Below are 18,805 nucleotides of genomic sequence, written 5' to 3' on the forward strand. Positions count from 1 at the left end.
ATCTTTCGACATGAGTCAACGCCCCAACCCGTCGGCCCTGATCTGGCTGCTGCTCTCTGTGCTGGTGGTCGGCCTGGACCAGTGGAGCAAGGCCTGGGTGCTGTCCAGCCTGCCCGAGTACACCCCGGTGCCGGTGATCGACGGCTTCTGGAACTGGTACCGCACCTACAACACCGGCGCGGCCTTCAGCTTTCTGAGCGATGCCGGCGGCTGGCAGCTATGGTTCTTCACTGCATTGGCGGTGGGCATCAGCGGCCTGCTGGCGTTCTGGCTCTCGCGCACCGCGCGCGGGCAGTGGCGCAGCGCGCTGCCGTATGCGCTGGTGATCGGCGGGGCGATCGGCAATGTGATCGACCGGCTGATGCACGGCCACGTGGTGGATTTCATCCAGTGGTACATCGGCAGCCATACCTGGCCGTCGTTCAATATCGCCGACTCGGCGATCGTGGGCGGCGCGATCGGAATTGCCGTGTTCGGCTTGTTCGACAAACCCGGCAAACAGGAGCCGGGAACCGGGAATCTGCGCTGAAGCCTGCCTGCAGGCGCATGCCGCCCGGTCCGACCCCGCATCCCTCATTCCCGTAGAATGCCCGCCATGGATGTCCTGCTCGCCAATCCCCGTGGTTTTTGTGCCGGTGTCGACCGTGCAATCGAGATCGTCAAGCGTGCGATCGAGACGCTGGGCGCGCCGATCTATGTGCGGCACGAGGTCGTGCACAACCGCTTCGTGGTCGACGACCTCAAGCAGCGTGGCGCGATCTTCGTCGAAGAACTCGACGAGGTGCCCGACGATGCCACCGTGATCTTCAGCGCGCACGGCGTCTCGCAGGCGGTGCGTCAGGAGGCCGAGCGGCGTGGACTGAGGGTGTTCGACGCCACCTGCCCGCTGGTGACCAAGGTGCATTTCGAGGTGGCGCGGCACTGCCGGGCCGGCCGCGACGTGGTGCTGATCGGCCACGCCGGGCACCCGGAAGTGGAAGGCACGATGGGGCAGTGGAGCCGCGAGCGCGGAGCGGGCACGATCTACCTGGTGGAAGACATCGAACAGGTCGCCACGCTCGATGTCCGCCAACCCGATAACCTTGCCTACACCACCCAGACCACGCTGTCGGTGGACGACACCATGGGCATCATCGAAGCCCTGCGGGCCCGGTATCCGGCCATGCAGGGGCCGCGCCACGACGACATCTGCTACGCCACCCAGAACCGCCAGGACGCAGTTCGCGATCTGGCGCGCCAGTGTGATCTGGTGCTGGTGGTCGGTTCGCCCAACAGCTCCAATTCCAACCGGCTGAGCGAACTGGCCCGGCGCGACGGGGTGGAGTCCTACCTGATCGACAACGCCAGCGAGATCGACCCGGCCTGGATCGTTGGCAAGCAGCATATCGGCCTGACCGCCGGCGCCTCTGCGCCGCAGGTGCTGGTCGATGGCGTGCTGGCGCGCTTGCGCGAATTGGGCGCAGCCGGCGTCTCCGAACTGGAAGGCGAGCCGGAATCGATGGTCTTCGCGCTTCCCAAGGAGCTGCGCTTGCGTCTGGTCAGCTGACGCGATTGCTTGCTGCATGACGGTGCAGGCGCGACGCGGTGCCTGCAGCGATTGACCCGGGGGCGGCTGCGCTCCTACAATTCACGGCTCGCCGGAATAGCTCAGTTGGTAGAGCGGCGCATTCGTAATGCGTAGGTCGTAGGTTCGATTCCTATTTCCGGCACCACGCTTCAAGACTGGGTCGGCCTGTGCCGGCCCAGTTGCGTTTTGAGGCGTCGAGTGCCGCGTTTCACGCATTGCCCGCGTGTGTTGCAGCCGCGCAGGCGCTTCCCGTTCGGCGGCCGCAACGGCGCAATTCTTGCCTCGCGCTGCGCTGCGACAACATGTCGCACAAATTGGCGCGCTTTTATTGCGTCAGATCATTGCCAATGGGTTTCGTGCAGGTGCAGCAAAGACTAAAATTAGCGCGCTAACCCGTGTCTTCGGTCTGCGCAGTTCATCTCCCCCAGGAAGACAGCTGCGTCGGGAACATCCCGCGACCGATACGACGAACGAGGCTGGCGTTCCTTCGCACTTGGATCGACCGATGATTCCGCTGAAACAGCTCGGGCGTTTACTTCGTCCAGGTCTGATGTTGCCCTTCCTGCTGCTGGCAGGCTGCAACTCGGCCATCCTCAATCCGAAAGGCCAGATCGGCCACGACGAAAAGCAACTGCTGATCACCTCGGTGGTGCTGATGCTGATCGTGGTCATCCCGGTGATCGTGATGACGATTGCGTTCGCATGGAAATATCGCGCATCCAACACCAAGGCGCGCTACGAGCCGGACTGGTCGCACTCCACTGCCATCGAAGTGGTGGTGTGGTCGATCCCGTGCGTGATCATCCTGGTGCTGGCGGTGCTGACCTGGCGCTCGTCGCACGCGCTGGACCCGTACCGGCCGCTGGATTCGGACGTCAAGCCGATCAACATCGAAGCGGTGTCGCTGGACTGGAAGTGGATGTTCATCTACCCCGACCAGAACATCGCCACCGTCAACGAGATCGCGTTCCCGGTGCATACGCCGCTGAACTTCAAGATCACCTCCGACACGGTGATGAACTCGTTCTTCATCCCGCACCTGGGCACCATGATCTACGCCATGGCGGGCATGGAAACCAAGCTGCACCTGGTGGCCAACGAGCCGGGCGAATACTTCGGCCTGTCGACCAACTACAGCGGCCACGGCTTTTCGAAGATGAGCTTCAAGGCGCACGCCGTCGATCAAGCCGGCTTCGAGGCCTGGGTGGCCAAGGTCAAGGCATCGCCGACCGCGTTGAACGCTGCCGAGTACCAGGTGCTGGCAGCCAATCGCAACGACAAGGAACAGTATCCGGTCACCTACTACTCGTCGGTGCAGGACGGCATGTTCCGCTCGCTGGTCGACAAATACATGAATGGTCCGGGCCACAGTAAGGGCCACGGCGACCATCAGGCATCGGCTACGGAGCCGGTCGCCATGTGCACTTCTGGAGACAAGTGATGCTAGGCAAACTCACCATCGAGGCAGTTCCGTACCACGAGCCGATCATCATGGTCGCGCTGGGTGGTGCCGGCCTGCTCGGCCTGCTCATCGCGGGCGCCATCACCAAGTACAAGCTGTGGGGCTATCTCTGGAAAGAGTGGTTCACCTCGGTGGATCACAAGCGCATCGGCGTGATGTACATCATCGTGGCGCTGGTCATGCTGCTGCGCGGCTTCGCCGACGCGGCGATGATGCGCACCCAGCAGGCGCTGGCCGGCGGCGGTGGCGAAGGCGTGCTGCCTCCGCATCACTACGACCAGATCTTTACCGCGCACGGCGTGATCATGATCTTCTTCATGGCCATGCCGTTCATGACCGGCCTGTTGAACCTGATCGTGCCGCTGCAGATCGGCGCGCGCGACGTGGCGTTCCCGTTCCTGAACTCGCTGAGCTTCTGGCTGTTCGTGGCCGGCGCGGCGCTGATCAACATCTCGCTGGGTGTCGGTGAATTCGCGCAGACCGGTTGGCTGGCCTATCCGCCGTTGTCGGGGCTGGAATACAGCCCGGGGGTCGGTGTCGATTACTACATCTGGGCGCTGCAGGTGTCCGGTTTAGGCACGTTGCTGACCGGCATCAACTTCTTCGTGACGATCATGCGCATGCGCGCGCCGGGCATGACCCTGATGCGCATGCCGATCTTCACCTGGACTGCGCTGATCACCAACATCCTGATCATCGCCGCGTTCCCGATCCTGACCGTGGCGCTGGCGCTGCTGGGTGCCGACCGTTACCTGGGCACGCACTTCTTCACCAACGACGGTGGCGGCAACGCCATGATGTACGTCAACCTGATCTGGATCTGGGGTCACCCGGAGGTCTACATCCTGATCCTGCCGGCATTCGGCATCTTCTCCGAGCTGATTGCGACCTACAGCCGCAAGCGCCTGTTCGGCTACACCTCGATGGTGTACGCCACCTCGTGCATCGGCGTGCTGTCGTTCGTGGTGTGGCTGCACCACTTCTTCACCATGGGCTCGGGTGCCAACGTCAATGCCTTCTTCGGCATCACGACGATGATCATCTCGATCCCGACCGGCGTGAAGATCTTCAACTGGCTGTTCACCATGTTCCGCGGTCGCGTGCACATGACCTCGCCGGTGCTGTGGACGATCGGCTTCATCATCACCTTCACCATTGGCGGCATGACCGGCGTGATGCTGGCGATTCCTGCCGTGGACTTCGTGCTGCACAACAGCCTGTTCCTGATCGCGCACTTCCATAACGTGATCATCGGCGGCGTGGTGTTCGGTTACCTGGCGGGCCTGACCTACTGGTTCCCGAAGGCGTTCGGCTTCAAGCTCAACGAGAAGATCGGCAAGGCCTCGTTCTGGTGCTGGATCATCGGTTTCTTCGTGGCCTTCATGCCGCTGTACGTGCTTGGCTTCATGGGCATGACCCGTCGCATGAACACCTACAACCACCCCGAGTGGGCGCCGTGGCTGTACGTGGCCGCGGTGGGTGCTGCCATCATCGGCATGGGCATCTTCTTGAACCTGGTGCAGATCGGTTACAGCGTGTGGAAGCGCAAGGAGCATATGGACTACACGGGCGACCCGTGGGATGGCCGTACGCTGGAATGGGCAACCTCCTCGCCGCCGCCGTTCTACAACTTCGCCGTGCTGCCGCACATCGACGACCGCGATCAGTTCTGGGCCGACAAGCAGAATGGCAAGGGCTGGGTGCGTCCGTCCAAGTACGAAGCGATCCACATGCCGCGTAACACCGGCGCCGGCGTCTATATCGGTGCCTTCAGTGTGCTGCTGGGCTTCGGTCTGATCTGGCACATCTGGTGGCTGGCCATCATCGGCCTGGTGGGCATGATCGGCAGCTTCATCGCGCGCACCTTCGATGACGACATCGATTACTGGGTGCCGGCCGACGAAGTGGAGCGCATCGAAAACGCACGTTTCGCCCTGCTCGAACAGCAACAGGCGGCGCAGGCCGCGAAGGTGGTATGACCATGGCTTCCTCGACCACGCTTGACCACGCCGCCCACGCGGGCGGCCACGATCACGACCACGAGCATCACGACGGCGGTGGCAACACCGTCTTCGGGTTCTGGGTCTATCTGATGAGCGACTGCCTGCTGTTTGCCGGTCTGTTCGCCACCTATGCGGTGCTCTCCGGCGCCACGGTGGACGGGCCGACCGCCAAGGAGCTGTTCGATCTGAAGTTCGTGCTGGTGGAAACCTTCCTGCTGTTGTTCAGCAGCCTGAGCTTCGGCTTTGCGATGATTGCCGCGCACAAGCGCAAGATGGGCGGCCTATACGGCTGGCTGGCCGTCACCGCGCTGCTGGGTATCGGCTTCCTGTGCATGGAAGTATGGGAGTTCAACCACCTGATCCATGAGGGTGCCGGCCCGGGTCGCAGTGCGTTCCTGTCGGCATTCTTCACCCTGGTGGGCACGCACGGCCTGCACGTGGCCTCCGGCCTGCTGTGGATGGCCGTGCTGGTGATCCAGATTTCCAAGAACGGCCTGACCGCGCGCAACAGCACGCGTCTGGCCTGCCTGAGCCTGTTCTGGCACTTCCTGGACATCATCTGGATCGGTGTGTTCACCGTCGTCTATCTGCTGGGAGCGCTGTAATGGCCAATCACCACCACACCGATACCGCTGCCGATGCGCATGCCGGCGGCCTGAAGTCCTACCTGATCGGCTTTGTGATGGCCGTGATCCTCACCGTCATCCCGTTTGCGATGGTGATGAGCGGCGCGTTCTCCAAGGGTGTCACCATCGTCGTGATCTCGGTCATGGCCGCGGTGCAGATGCTGGTGCACATGGTGTACTTCCTGCACATGGACCGCACGCCCGAGCAGCGCTCCAACGTGCAGGTGGGCCTGTTCTCGCTGCTGATCATCGGCATCGTGATCGTCGGCTCGCTGTGGGTGCTGCACAACATGAATGTCAACATGATGCATTGAGACGGCGACACGCCGAATCGCCGCAACGTTGAAGAAGAGGTCGCCAAGTGATTGGCGGCCTTTTTTTTACGCGTCAATCGCCCGCAGCATGACCAATGGCATACGGTCAAGCACAGGCAGGCGCTTAGCATCGTGGGCTTGCCTGTCCAGGTCACCTGCGGAGTTGCGATGAAAATGCCCACCCTGTTGTCCGTGTCGTTGTTGGCGGCGTTGTCGCTGCCTGCGGCTGCGCAAACCGCACCGCCGCAGGACGTGCCGTTCGACGGCACCTTGAAGATCGACGTGGACGCCACCGATCTGGCGCACCGCATCTTCAAGGTCAAGGCCACTATGCGGGCCAAGCCGGGCCCGATGACGCTGCTGTACCCGCAGTGGATTCCCGGCAACCATTCGCCGACCGGACCGATCGACAAGCTCGCCGGTCTGGTGATCAAGGTCGATGGCAAGGTGGTGCCCTGGAAACGCGACCAATTCGATGTCTATGCGTTCAAGGTGGACGTGCCTCAGGGCGCCACCGAGCTGACGGCCGAGTTCAAGTTCCTCTCGCCGCAGGCCGGCAACCAGGGCCGGGTGATGATGACCCCGGAAATGCTCAACCTGCAGTGGAACACCACGGCGCTGTATCCGGCCGGCTATTTCGCGCGCAACATCAAGGCGCAGGCCAGCGTCACGCTGCCGGCCGGCTGGAGCTATGCCACGGCACTGGAAACCGATCGCCGCGTCGGCGACACGGTGAGCTTCAAGCCGATCGATTTCGACGACCTGGTCGATTCGCCGATGTTCGCCGGCAAGTACTACAAGCGCGTGGAGCTGAGCACCGGCAAGCAGCCGGTCTACCTCAACGTGTTCGCCGATGAAGCCAAATCGCTGGAGGCCAAGCCCGAGCAGATCAAGGCACACGCCGCGCTGGTGCAGCAGATGGACAAGCTGTACGGCGCGCGTCACTTCGACCATTACGAATTCCTGCTGGCGCTGACCAAGAAGCTGGGCGGCATCGGCCTGGAGCATCACCGTTCCAGCGAAAACAGCGGCCCGCCGAATTACTTCACCGAGTGGGACAAGAGCTGGACCATGCGCGACCTGCTGGCGCACGAGTTCAACCACTCCTGGAACGGCAAGTACCGCCGTGGCGCCGACCTGGCGACGCCGAACTTCAACGTGCCGATGGGCGACAGCCTGCTGTGGCTGTACGAGGGCCAGACCCAGTTCTGGGGCGAAGTGGTGGCCGCACGTTCCGGCCTGTGGACGCAGGACCAGGCGCGCGACATGCTGGCCGGCGTGGCGGCAACCTACGAGCGCGGCCGCCCCGGCATGGCCTGGCGCACGGTGCAGGACACCACCAACGACCCGACCATGTCGATGCGGCGTCCCAAGGCGTACCGCAGCTACCAGATGAGCGAGGACTACTACTCCGGCGGCCAGATGATGTGGCTGGAAGTGGATAGCAAGCTGCGCGCGCTCACCAACAACAAGCGTTCCATCGACGATTTCGCCAAGGCGTTCTTCGGCATGAAGAACGGCGATTGGGACGTCAATCCGTATACCTTCGACGACATCGTCAGCACGCTCAACGGCGTGGCCGCCTACGACTGGGCCAGCCTGTTGCGCGAGCGCATGGACGGGCACGGTTCGTTGAATGGCGGCATCGAAGCCAATGGCTGGAAGCTGGTCTACAACGACGAACCGAACCTGGCCATCAAGGCCTACGAGAGCAACGAAAACGACGTCAGCCTGACCTATTCGCTGGGCCTGTCGCTGGAGGGCTCGGGCGAAGTCAACGAGGTGTTGTGGGACAGCCCGGCATTCAATGCCGGCATCATCAACGGCAATACCCTGGTGGCCGTCAACGGCCGCGCCTTCAGCGCCGATGTGATCAAGGATGCGATCAAGGCGGCCAAGGGCACCACTGCACCGATCGAACTGCTGGTCAAGCGCGGCGACCGCTACGAAACCGTCCGTATCGACTACCACGGCGGTCTGCTGTATCCGCATCTGGAGCGCATCGCCGGCAAGCCAGATCGCCTGAGCGAGTTGTACAAGGCGCGCTGAGTGGCACACGCCCACGTCGTTGCCCGACGTGGGATCAGTGGAATCCAAGCGGCATGGCCGGTCGTCACGGTCATGCCGCCGTTGTGTGAGCGTAGCCGATCACCGCTTGCACTGCGCATCAGCAAATCGTCGACTTGTCCGAATCCCGAATCCCGAATCCCGAATCCGCAAAGTCCTGCGTCGCGCACACTGAGACCGTCAGCCACTATCCTGCTGCTTCAATAACGATGGGCAAGAGCGATGGCGAAGGCGAAAACGGCCTATGTCTGCGGCGAGTGCGGTGCCGAGTACACCAAGTGGCAGGGTCAGTGCACCGAATGCGGTGTCTGGAACACGCTGAGCGAAATCGTGCTCGAGAGCGCCGCGCCGGGCGGCAAGGCGTCGCCAGCGGCATCGCGGCGTAGCGGCTGGGCCGGCAAGGCCGAGGCGCCCAAGATCACTGCGCTCAAGGACGTGCAGCAGTCCGAGCAGGCGCGTGTGTCCACCGGTATCGGCGAGTTCGATCGGGTGCTGGGTGGCGGGCTGGTGGAAGGTGCGGTGGTGCTGATCGGCGGCGATCCCGGCATCGGCAAGTCGACGCTGCTGCTGCAGGCGCTGGCGAGCATGGCCTCCACGTTGCCGGTGTTGTATGTGACCGGCGAGGAATCGCTGGCCCAGGTGGCCGGGCGCGCGGTGCGCCTGGACCTGCCGCTGGAAGGCCTGAACGCCCTGGCCGAAACCGGCATCGAAAACATCCTGCAGCACGCCAGCGTGGCGCGACCGAAGCTGATCGTGGCCGATTCGGTACAGACCTTGTGGACCGAATCGTTGACCGCAGCGCCGGGCTCGGTGAGCCAGGTGCGCGAGAGCGCAGCGCGACTGGTGCGCTACGCCAAGGAAACCGGTACCGCGGTGTTTCTGGTCGGCCATGTGACCAAGGAAGGCGGCATCGCCGGGCCACGCGTGCTCGAGCACATGGTCGATGCGGTGCTGTATTTCGAAGGCGAGAGCGGTAGCCGGTTCCGCCTGTTGCGCGCGTTCAAGAACCGCTTCGGTGCGGTCAACGAACTGGGCGTGTTCGCGATGGGCGAGAAGGGCCTCAAGGAAGTCTCCAACCCGTCGGCGATCTTTCTGTCCGGCGGCAGCACCCAGCAGCCGGGCAGTTGCGTGATGGTCACCCGCGAAGGCACCCGCCCGCTGATGGTGGAGGTGCAGGCGCTGGTGGATGCCTCGCCGTTGTCCAACCCGCGTCGGGTGGCGGTGGGTCTGGAGCAGAACCGGCTGGCGATGCTGCTGGCGGTACTGCATCGCCATGGAGGCATCGTGGTGGGCGATCAGGACGTGTTCGTCAATGTGGTGGGCGGCATCCGCGTGCAGGAAACCGCGGCCGATTTGCCGGTGCTGCTGGCGGTGCTGTCGTCGCTGCGCGACCGGCCGCTGTCCGAAAAAACCATCGCGTTCGGCGAAGTGGGCCTGTCCGGCGAAATCCGCCCGGTGCCCAATGGCGAGGACCGCCTGAAGGAAGCGGCGACGCATGGCTTCAAGCGCGCCATCGTGCCCCGCGCCAATGCGCCCAAGACCACCAGCATCAAGGGCATGGAAATCATTGCCGTGGAGCGCCTGAGCCAGGCATTGGAAGCGGCGGCCGACTGAAGCCGCGTACCGCGCGGATGTTGCGATAGGCCGGGTTGGCGACCTGCGAATGCGCCGGAAGTCTTTGCCATGTCCGGGGCCAGCCTGCCGCCATCGTCTCGGCCGGCTGCCGGGCGACCATCGATGATCGTCCGGCTTGGTCACCACTGGTGCGGCCGTGCCGCCACCCTCAAGAAACGCTGAGTGCAGAGGTCATCGCGTGCCTTTCAGACGTGCTGCGGGAGGCGCGCATGGCATGCGTCGCGGGGCGACCTGACGCCCGCAAGCCGTTTGTCGGACAAACGCCGGGATTTGGTAGTTGGTTGTCGAGAAAGCGTTTTCAGAAAGAGTGGGGCTATGGCAACATGCGCGGCCCGTTGCACTGTGCACCGGACCACAGACACCACTCACTGCGTTTTCAGGAGAATCACGATGGAATGGATGTTGCTGCCGCTCAAGCGTTACGCCGACTTCAACGGTCGCTCGCGCCGCAAGGAATACTGGATGTTCGCGCTGATGCAGCTCCTGGTGCTGTTCGTGTTTGGCGGCCTGTTCGCCGTCGCGGCAGTGGCGATGGGGAACGAGAACGGCCCGGGCGCGCTGGCTTGGCTGATCTGTGCAGTCATGGTGATCGTTTGTCTGGCGTTGATCGTGCCCGGTATTGCAGTCACGGTGCGCCGCCTGCACGACCAGGACAAGTCCGGCTGGTTTTATCTGATCAGCCTGGTGCCGTACGTCGGTGCTTTCGTGTTGCTGGTCTTCATGTGCATCGAAGGCACGCCCGGCCCGAACCAGTACGGCGAAAACCCTAAGCAGTAATTCGCGCGCTATGAAAGCGGACAACGGCGCAGGAGTTCCCTGCGCCGTTGTCGTGTGTGAATGTGCCAATCGTGCCATTGCGTATGGCGCATAGGCGCAAGGTCAAGGCCTGCGTGCGTGAGAGTTGCCAAGTCTGCGCTCTGCAGAGTGGGCGTCCGCATCCGATCCCCAGAGATGGACGGCGGAGACACAGCGACATGCATGAAGCGTGTTTCGCTGGACAGTCCCGGCGCAGCAGGCAGCGCCGCATTCGTCGCTGCCACGCCTGCTCACGGATGCAGCGACGTCGCTCAACGCCGATCAGCGTGCACCCCACGCTGTGCAGTGAACGATGCAGCCAGCCGCATGGCCGGTACCTGCAGAACTTGAATGACGGCACAGCTTGCGGGCCGAGTGCGCGCGTGCAGGCCGCTCCGTCGTCGATGCCGTGCCGACGCCCGTCCTGTCATCAAGCACCCTTCGCTGTCACGCAGGCGAGACTGCGCAATGCAGGTCGCAGGTCGCATCTGCAGCGGTGCGCTTGCTCAGCAGGCGGCTGCGTGATGTGCAGGGCCAAGACTTGGGCTAACGGCCTTGCTCATTGTCGTTGCCTCGGTATCGTGCAACGCGAGCTCCAGCTTGTAGCCGTGCGAATAGACGGTTCTGATGCGTACCGCGCTGCTGTCACCGCTCAGCTGCAGTTTCTTGCGCAACTTGTAGATGTGCTGCTCCATGGTGCGGTCGGTGAATTCGGTATGGCTGCCCCAGACCGCCTTGGCCAGCTGGCAGCGCCGGAAGCACACGCCGGGGCTGGAAAAGAGCAGCCAGGCAATCGAGAACTCGCGTGCGGTCAACGCGATCGGCTTGCCTTCCAGATAGACGGTATTTTCATCGCGGATCAGCTTGTAGGGACCCACGCTCAGGTGCTGCGTCTCCGGGCAGGCATGCGCCACCGGCGATATCGCCAGGGCCGCGCGCACGTGCAACTCATGCGAATTGAAAGGCAGCGCAAGGACCTCCTGCGCGCCTGCGCGATACCAGGCCAGAATGTTGTCGGCGCAATCGAAACGGCCAAGCACGATCAGCGGCGTGGGCTGGCCGCTATGGCAGCGCTGCCAGGCCAGCAGTGAACTGTCATCGGCGGCGACACAGCTGGCATCGAAGATCAGCAGCTCGCACGGCGAATGCCGCAGCGAGCGCAGGAGCTCCAGTTCATCGGAAAACGTCGAGACGTTGCGTGCGAGCGGTGCAAGGCTGGCGTTGACCTGCGAGGTCAGGCGCGCGTCCTGCGTCAACAGGAACACCGATCCGGCATTGGAGGGGGAGTGGTCGTTCATTCAGGCGGCCTTCGCGTGTCGGCGTACAAGCCACGCATGGGACGGGCGCCGGTGTAGGTCGGCCAATGCCAGGACAAAATCCATCTTCAAAGATCGCTGCATCGTCGGACCAGTCGGTTGGCGGGGGAGAGTCCAGTGGAGCTGGACGAATGGTATGTACCATTGCAGAGACCAAAAGTTTCACGCTTGCGTACGCGTCTTCGGATTTGTCGACATCGGCTTTAACTCGCGCTCATTTAGACGTAACAGAGCTCTTACATAGCGGGCATGTCTGGGCCGCGTGCCATTGCGCCATGCGCGTCATGCAGTAGCGAGTAAGCATGGACCGACGTGCGTGGGCAGAGACATCCGGTTGCCGAGGTCTAGACCAATCTATTGCGATTGGTCGTGGGATCGCGCGCGGCTGGAATAGGTCGGCAGCGATTTTCCGTCGCGGCATGCCTGCTTCTCGCGATCAAAAACTCTTCGGCGTACGTGTCCGTACAGTCACGGTGCATCGTGTTGACCATCGCCGATGACCATCAATGCGCATGGAAGCGGCGCGTTCGCAGACGTTGTCCGACTGTGCCTGGGGATTGGCGTAGACCGGCGATATCGATACTCAACCGGATGGCGCGAAATGTCTGGCGTACGACAAGGCCGACGATGTGCAAATGCGCTTTGCGTCGGGAGAAAACGCATCACATGGTTGTTTGACAGAGTGAGCTTTTTTGATTTTTTCAATGGCTTTCAGAGAGAAATTCTATTGGATCCGCTGCATACAATCGTTTGCGCCAGCGAGTTCGGCGCCTGTTGTCTTTTGCTCCGCCCCCCAAAGAGAGAGACCGGCATGATCCTTTCCACCTACTTTGCAGCGATCTCTGCGTTGTCATACGCAGAACGTCTTCCTACCTATACGAGCAGGATGCTGGTTGGTGCTTGGCCACAGGGACTGCAACATCTCCAACAGCGACGCGACGGACAGGGCGCAGCGGATGGCGCCGACGATGAGGTCAGCTTGTTCGGTGCCAGCGGCGATGCGTTGCTGATCCTGGAATATCAGGAAGAGGCCGAAGATGCGTATCGGCAGGCCTTGAAGGCCATGCGCGGGCATCAGCGTCAATTGCGCCTGCTGTCGTGCCGGAACACCGCCTGGTTGATGCTGAGCCAGCGGCGCCTGAGCGCGGCGTTGAATTGCTTCGCGCAGTTGGCAATGGACCGCGAAACGCCGCCCAGCCTGTGCGGCGAGAGCCTGTTGGGCAAATCGCTGACCCACTTCCATCTGGGCCAGAGCACGTTGGCCTTACAGACCCTGGAGCGTGCCCGCGAGGTGCTGGCCGACCTGGAGAGCGGCGCGTCGGACTGGCTGCGGATTGCCACTGCGCTGCGTCTGGACATGATTGCGCAGCTGCGTATCCGTCGCTCCGACCGCATGAGCGACCATGTGTTCTGGCAAGCCACGCTGCGCCAGGAAGATGCCACGCATGCCTTCGAGCCCAGCGACCTGCGCGCCTGCATCGCCGATCTGGCAGAGAGCATGCCGGTGCTGGCGCAGCGCATGCGGCATGTACGCAGCCTGTTGCGTATTGCCGGCGGCGACACCTTCGGCTTCGACGCGCAGATCGACGCATTGCCGGCCGCAGCCACCGGCTGCCCGCCGTGCGCGCGTCAAGACGCGCAGGTGGAACTGGCGCTGGCGGCATTGGCGGTGGGCCGTGCCGATCTGGCCGAGCGTGCACTGGCCGGTGCCGGTCGGCATCATGCGCCGCGCTGGAACCTGGAGTTCGAGTACTGCCAGGCCAAGATCAGCCAGGCGATGGGGCGCACCGAACAGGCGTTGCTGCTCTACAACCGCTACGCGCTGGGCGCGGTGCAGTGCCTGCGCAGCGAAGTGCAAGCACCGCGCTTGCTGGAAAGCGGCACCCCTGCGCACGTCAGCGACGACATCTCCGCCCGGTTGCCGGCCAAGTATCGGCGCGCCTACAGCTACATGATCACCAATGCGCATCGCTCGGATCTGTCGATCAACGAAGTGGCCGCACAGATCGGGGTCACCGGGCGCGCGCTGCAGCAAGCGTTCAAGTCGGCTACCGGACTGTCACCGACGCAGGTGCTGCGCCGTTACCGGATGCAAAGCATCCGCGACGAACTGCTGGCCGAAGGCGGCTGCGGCAGTGTGTTGCAGGCGGCCAGTCGCTGGGGCGTCGGCAGCCGTTCGGCGTTGGCCAAGGGCTATCGCCAGCACTTCAATGAGGCGCCGATGGAGACCCTGCAGCGTTAATCTCCGCAACCCACGGATTGGTAGCGCTACCGATCCGTGGTGGGTCAACCCGGCGTGCGGTGCAGTGCGCGTCGCTGTACGCAACGGAGGGCAGGGGTCAAACTGAGACGTGCGTGCAATGTGGGTTCCGGCTATCCTTTCCGGCTGGCACTGGCACCCAGGGGGACGCGTCCGAGGATGGGCGTCGTCGCCAAGGAAACGACGACCGATCATGCAAGATCCCACTCCCGAGGCGACCGACGCCTCGCAGATCCGCCGGGCAGGCGTCGATCTCAATGGACTGATGTCGGTCCTAGGCAAGCACCTGTACTCCACCCCGGTGGTGGCGCTGCGCGAGCTGGTGCAGAACGCGCACGATTCCATCCTGCGTCGTCGTCTGGAACAACCCGATTGGCACGGCCAATCGCGCATCGAGGTGCATGCCGATACCGCGCAAGGCATCGTGCGCATCGTCGATACCGGTGCCGGACTGACCCAGCAGGAAATCCACGACTACCTGGCCACCGTGGGCGTGGGCTATACGCGTGGGCTGCGCCAGGGCGGCCACGAGGACAGCGGCCTGATCGGAATGTTCGGGCTGGGCTTCTTGTCCGCCTTCGTGCTGGCGCGGCGGGTGACCGTGCGCACCACCTCCTACCAGTCTCCCACGCTGGGCTATTGCTACATCTCCAGCAACGCCGAGCAGTACACGGTCAGCCCGATTCCTGCGCGTGCGCAGGTGGGCACCGAGGTGGTGCTGGAACTACACGGCGATTATCTGTCGTTGGCTCAGGAAGGGCGGCTGCGCGAGATTCTGTCGCGCTATTGCGCGCTGTTGCGCGAGCCGATCTGGATCGGCGCCGCAACGCAGCCGATCAATCCCGAGCCGCCGCCGTGGCGCGTGCAGGACGCCGTACCGTTGCATCCGGTGCAGGCCTGGCGCCGGCAACGCGAGTTCGCCGCGCGCTTTGAGCGCAATTTCGAGCCGTTGTGCTGCATGCCGGTGCGTGCGGAAGAGGGCAGCGATGCGGTCGGCCTGTTGTGGGTGCAGGACGGTGCGACCTACGGCACCAGCGACAACCGCAATCTGTCGGTGTTCCTGCGCGGCATGTTGCTGGATGACAACGCGCGCGAACTGCTGCCGCCGTGGGCGGGCTTCATCGGTGGGGTTATCGAATCCAATCGGCTGACGCCTACCGCAAGCCGCGAAGACCTGCAGCGCGATACGGTCTATAGCGCGGTGCAGCACGCCTTGTCCGAGGCCTTGGTGCAAGGCCTGGCCGATGTGGCGCGCCAGCAACCGGAGGCATGGCGACGCATCCTGTTGCGTCATAACGAAGCTCTGCTGGGCGCGGCGCTGTGCGATGAGCGCCTGTTCGAATTGCTGCTGGAACACGTGCGGGTACCGACGTCGCAAGGCGATCTGCCGGCGCAGCAATTGCCATCGCGCGGTGCGGTGCACGTGATCCTCGACAGCGACAGCGGTTTCGAAGAAATGCTGTTCCGTGCGATGGGCGTGCCGGTGGCCTACGGCAACCGGTATGCGGTGGTGCCGTTTCTGCGGCGCTGGGCGCAGGTCAAGGGTGTGCGTCTGGTCGAGCTGGGCACCGAGCAGGGCAACCGCCAGTTGTTCCAGCTGGACACGCTGCCGGCCGATGAACTGGCCTGGCTGGAACAGCACCTGGGCGATGGCGAAGCGCTGGTGCCGGCGCGTTTCAGCCCGCAGGAACTGCCGTTGGTGGTAGTGCCCGACCGCGAGGCCGAGCTCAAACGCCGCCTGGAGCAGGACGAAAACGACAAGCGTGTCTCTACCGCCGCGTTGCGCCTGGCGCGGCAATTCACCGCGCGCATCCAAGCGCGGCAGACCCAGCGGCTGTATCTGAATCTGGATAATCCGGCGCTGCAGGCCTTGCTGGGCGCGCAGCGCGCAGGCAACCCGCAGGCCGCGGTGGCGGCGCGCTTGCTGCGTGCGCTCAAGGTGATCGTCGCGGCGCAGGGGCGTACGCAGCCGCAGCCGGGCAGCACCGAATCAGGTGTTTCCGATCTCAACAAGGCCTTCGGCGATTTCGCCGAGACCGTGACCCAATTGCTGGCGCGCTGAAGCGCCGCATCGCAGGAGCGGCACGATGGAAATCTGGAACTGGGTAGAAAAACTGCAGGACGATCTGGGCGAAGCCGGGCAGCCGCAAAATGCGCAGTTGCTGACGCGGCTGACCGACCACATCTGCGATCTGCAGATCGACCGCGCCGAGGCCTTGTTGCCGGAGGCACGTGCGCTGGGCAAGACGCTGGCCAACCCGTGGCTGGAGGTGTTCGTCGGGCATTGGGAAATGCGCAACCGGGTCGGCAACCTGTGCGAAGGCGAGCGTGCGCTGGGCGATGCGGTGGCGCTGTTCGAGCGTGCGCATCGCGCCGACGCAGTGGAGTGCCCGCAATCGGTCTGCGTGACCCAGGACCTGGCCGCGTGTTATGCCAACATCGATGGCCCGGGTTGGGTGGAAGAACGTATCGAGGTGTGCGACGAAACCCTGGGCCGCATCGACCCGAGCTGGTCGTGTTACCAGTGCCTGAGCTGCGAAAAAGCCGATGCATTGCTCGACGACGGGCGCGGTGACGCGGCGCTGCAGTACCTGGAGCAGCAGTCGCAGGCCATCCTGGACCATGGCGGCGAAATCTACGACGGCGTGCCGGACATGCGCATCTCGATCCTGCTTGCGCTTGGGCGTGCGCAGGAGGCGCTGGCGCTGGTGGAACAGCGCGAACGCGACGCCGCGCGCGAAGGTGCCGAGTGGGCCAATTGCAGCCAGCCGCGGCGCCTGCAGAAGGCACGCGCGTTGGCGCTGTTGCAGCGCGATGACGAAGCCATGGAAGCGTTGCTGCCATGGCGCGAGATTGCGCCGCGTTATCGCCTGCACTGGCTGCGTGCGGTGGCGGTGCTGGTGGCGCGCGCGCCCGAGCGCAATAGCTGGGACCTGGGCAGCCGCGTGCAGCAGATGCTCGACCATTACGCGCAGGTTGGCGCGCATCGCATCCTGATCGAAGCGGCCGAGCTTGCGATCGGACTGGCGCTGCAACGCGGCGCGGTGTGGACCGCGCGCAGGCATCTGGCGCTTGCACGTGCGCATCTGCCCAAGTTGCGACAGGACCGTGGTGCCACGCTGGCGCTGGACGGTTGGGCTGCGCGCATCGCAGCCGTATCGGTGGGCGAGGAGTCACCGGTCGCTGCCGCGCAGTTGCTGGAATGGTTGAACGCGCAGGGCGATGATGTGGTGCGCAATCCCGAGCGCGAAGCGCAGTGGTTGCTGCAGGCCGTCACTGACTGTCCGGACGATGCCGAGCTTGTCGACACCACTGCTTCTGCCTTGAGTGCCTGTGCGGCCGACGAGGAAGCGATCGCGTTGCTGTGGTCATTCGTGCAGCGGCATGCCGATCGCGAAACCAGCCCCACCTTCCGGCTGATGAATCTGTTGCTGGGCCGCGGCGATGAAGCCGGTGTGCGCCGGCTGGCACAGCTGTATCGCCCACAGGCGCCGGTGGCGGCATTGTGGTGCGAGGCGCAGCTGGCGCAGCGGCTGGGCGACTGGCCGGCGCTGGAGCAGGCCAGCACGGCACTGTTGGAGCTATCGCCCGGCTCGCACGGCGCACGCGGCTTGTTGGCGCGCATGTATCTCGATACCGGCCGGTTTGCCGAGGCCGCCGCGGTCTATCGGCAACTTACCGAGCTGCTGGAAGAACCGCGTTCTGCGCATTGGGATCACATGACGGCGGCCAGTGCGGCGCAGGATTGGGACGCGGTGCGTGCCTCTGCGCAGGCCATTGGCATGGAGCTGAGCAGCACCAGCGGCGTAGTCGAAGAGACCTGGGGCTGGGTGATCATTCGTTGCATGGATGACGGCGAAGTGGCCGAGTACTACGCGCGCCGCACCGGCCCGGTCACTGCACGCATCGTCGAAAACGCGCCTGCGCATCGGCGCCAGCATGTCGGCGACTGGGTGGTGTTCGACGCGGAACTGTTGTATCCGCCGCCGGAAGACGAAGCCGAACGCGAGCGTTTCGTGCCGACCTACGCGCAGGTGCATGTGCTGCAACCGGGTGGCTATGCCAATAGCTGGCTGGTGGACGGCGTGCATCCTGGCGACGAGGTGATCGAGGCGATGCGTGCAGACCTGGAAATGCGCGGCTGGAAGATGTGGCTGCACAGTCGCGACGACTACCGCGTGGTCGACCCGGACCATCCGGACGCGTTCAACCCGGAGGATGCAACATCCGGACTGCCGGGCGTGTTGTTCACCGTGGCCCTTCCGGAAAACGTCGCCCCGCAGGAACTGCATCGCGTCCTGCGATGCACGACCTCGCGCTGGTCGCATCCGATGTGCTGGCTGCGGCTTGCCGAGGCCTGCGGCCAGGATCCGCAGCCGCATCTGGATGCGGTGGAGCGTTACGGACTATAGGGCGGCGATCGGCTTGATCCAACGGCGTTTGTCGCCGGGGTGGGTGGACATTGGCGATCGTGGCGTGCGTTCGGGCGCCACGCTGGATGCGCGGCGCTGCATCCGGCATCAAGAACACGCTCATTGCCCTTCCGCAACGCGGCGGCATTCACGCCGGCACACCCTCCCGCTTTGGACGTGCCGCCACACCGTCGGCAGGGCGATGACGCAAGTGCATGCCCTGCGTGCAGGCGCAGGGCGCAGCGCCACGCACTGCCGTTTCTGCGGCGTTTGGTCCTGTTTGGTCTCCAGTGTCCTGATGGAGCTCGCCATGGCAGTGGCAATGCCGATCGGAAGAGCATCGCCGCA

The 18,805-nt window shown here is 63.9% G+C and carries 13 protein-coding genes and 1 tRNA gene; 13 read left to right on the forward strand and 1 reads right to left on the reverse strand.

The window, feature by feature from the left end; translation table 11 throughout:
• Positions 1–10: 10 nt before the first annotated feature.
• From lspA to ACCQ15_RS06245, 10 genes are all read left to right on the forward strand, one after another.
• Entirely contained in the window at positions 11–529 is a 519-nt protein-coding gene (gene lspA, locus ACCQ15_RS06200) for a signal peptidase II (RefSeq protein WP_057680962.1), read from the forward strand.
• Between the two features lie 66 nt (positions 530–595).
• A complete protein-coding gene (gene ispH / locus ACCQ15_RS06205) occupies positions 596–1,546 on the forward strand; it encodes a 4-hydroxy-3-methylbut-2-enyl diphosphate reductase (protein WP_011346754.1) in 951 nt (316 codons plus the stop codon).
• A 90-nt stretch (positions 1,547–1,636) separates the two neighbouring features.
• Positions 1,637–1,712 (forward strand) — tRNA-Thr (locus ACCQ15_RS06210).
• 360 nt (positions 1,713–2,072) lie between these two features.
• On the forward strand, positions 2,073–3,008 hold the full coding sequence (gene cyoA, locus ACCQ15_RS06215) for a ubiquinol oxidase subunit II (RefSeq protein ID WP_011346764.1): 936 nt from the start codon (positions 2,073–2,075) through the stop codon (positions 3,006–3,008).
• Positions 3,008–5,008 (forward strand): cytochrome o ubiquinol oxidase subunit I, encoded by a 2,001-nt coding sequence (gene cyoB, locus ACCQ15_RS06220; RefSeq protein ID WP_003484298.1) that lies wholly within the window; start codon positions 3,008–3,010, stop codon positions 5,006–5,008. Before cyoA ends, cyoB begins: the two co-directional genes overlap by 1 nt.
• A complete protein-coding gene (cyoC, locus tag ACCQ15_RS06225; RefSeq protein ID WP_008577121.1) occupies positions 5,005–5,637 on the forward strand; it encodes a cytochrome o ubiquinol oxidase subunit III in 633 nt (210 codons plus the stop codon). The genes cyoB and cyoC overlap by 4 nt, the downstream gene beginning before the upstream one ends.
• On the forward strand, positions 5,637–5,972 hold the full coding sequence (gene cyoD / locus ACCQ15_RS06230) for a cytochrome o ubiquinol oxidase subunit IV (protein ID WP_003484294.1): 336 nt from the start codon (positions 5,637–5,639) through the stop codon (positions 5,970–5,972). The genes cyoC and cyoD overlap by 1 nt, the downstream gene beginning before the upstream one ends.
• 168 nt (positions 5,973–6,140) lie before the next feature.
• Positions 6,141–8,021: a M61 family metallopeptidase gene (locus ACCQ15_RS06235; protein ID WP_372381334.1), complete on the forward strand. Its 1,881-nt coding sequence runs from the start codon at positions 6,141–6,143 to the stop codon at positions 8,019–8,021.
• A 240-nt stretch (positions 8,022–8,261) separates the two neighbouring features.
• Complete coding sequence (gene radA, locus ACCQ15_RS06240) at positions 8,262–9,653, forward strand: DNA repair protein RadA (protein ID WP_008571089.1); 1,392 nt, start codon at positions 8,262–8,264, stop codon at positions 9,651–9,653.
• Between the two features lie 411 nt (positions 9,654–10,064).
• Positions 10,065–10,451: a DUF805 domain-containing protein gene (locus tag ACCQ15_RS06245; protein ID WP_008571090.1), complete on the forward strand. Its 387-nt coding sequence runs from the start codon at positions 10,065–10,067 to the stop codon at positions 10,449–10,451.
• 524 nt (positions 10,452–10,975) lie between these two features.
• On the opposite strand, the gene ACCQ15_RS06250 is transcribed toward ACCQ15_RS06245, so the two are convergent.
• On the reverse strand, positions 10,976–11,767 hold the full coding sequence (locus ACCQ15_RS06250; RefSeq protein ID WP_011346768.1) for a response regulator transcription factor: 792 nt from the start codon (positions 11,765–11,767) through the stop codon (positions 10,976–10,978).
• A gap of 904 nt (positions 11,768–12,671) precedes the next feature.
• Here ACCQ15_RS06250 and ACCQ15_RS06255 point away from each other — a divergent pair.
• The 3 genes from ACCQ15_RS06255 (at position 12,672) to ACCQ15_RS06265 (ending at position 18,457) form a co-directional block, all read left to right on the forward strand.
• Complete coding sequence (locus ACCQ15_RS06255; RefSeq protein WP_017156588.1) at positions 12,672–14,027, forward strand: helix-turn-helix transcriptional regulator; 1,356 nt, start codon at positions 12,672–12,674, stop codon at positions 14,025–14,027.
• A 211-nt stretch (positions 14,028–14,238) separates the two neighbouring features.
• Complete coding sequence (locus tag ACCQ15_RS06260; RefSeq protein WP_008571094.1) at positions 14,239–16,107, forward strand: ATP-binding protein; 1,869 nt, start codon at positions 14,239–14,241, stop codon at positions 16,105–16,107.
• Positions 16,108–16,132: 25 nt separating this feature from the next.
• Entirely contained in the window at positions 16,133–18,457 is a 2,325-nt protein-coding gene (locus tag ACCQ15_RS06265; RefSeq protein ID WP_372381335.1) for a tetratricopeptide repeat protein, read from the forward strand.
• Positions 18,458–18,805 lie beyond the last annotated feature (348 nt).

Source organism: Xanthomonas sp. NCPPB 1754, from assembly GCF_041475725.2.
Classification (GTDB): domain Bacteria; phylum Pseudomonadota; class Gammaproteobacteria; order Xanthomonadales; family Xanthomonadaceae; genus Xanthomonas; species Xanthomonas euvesicatoria.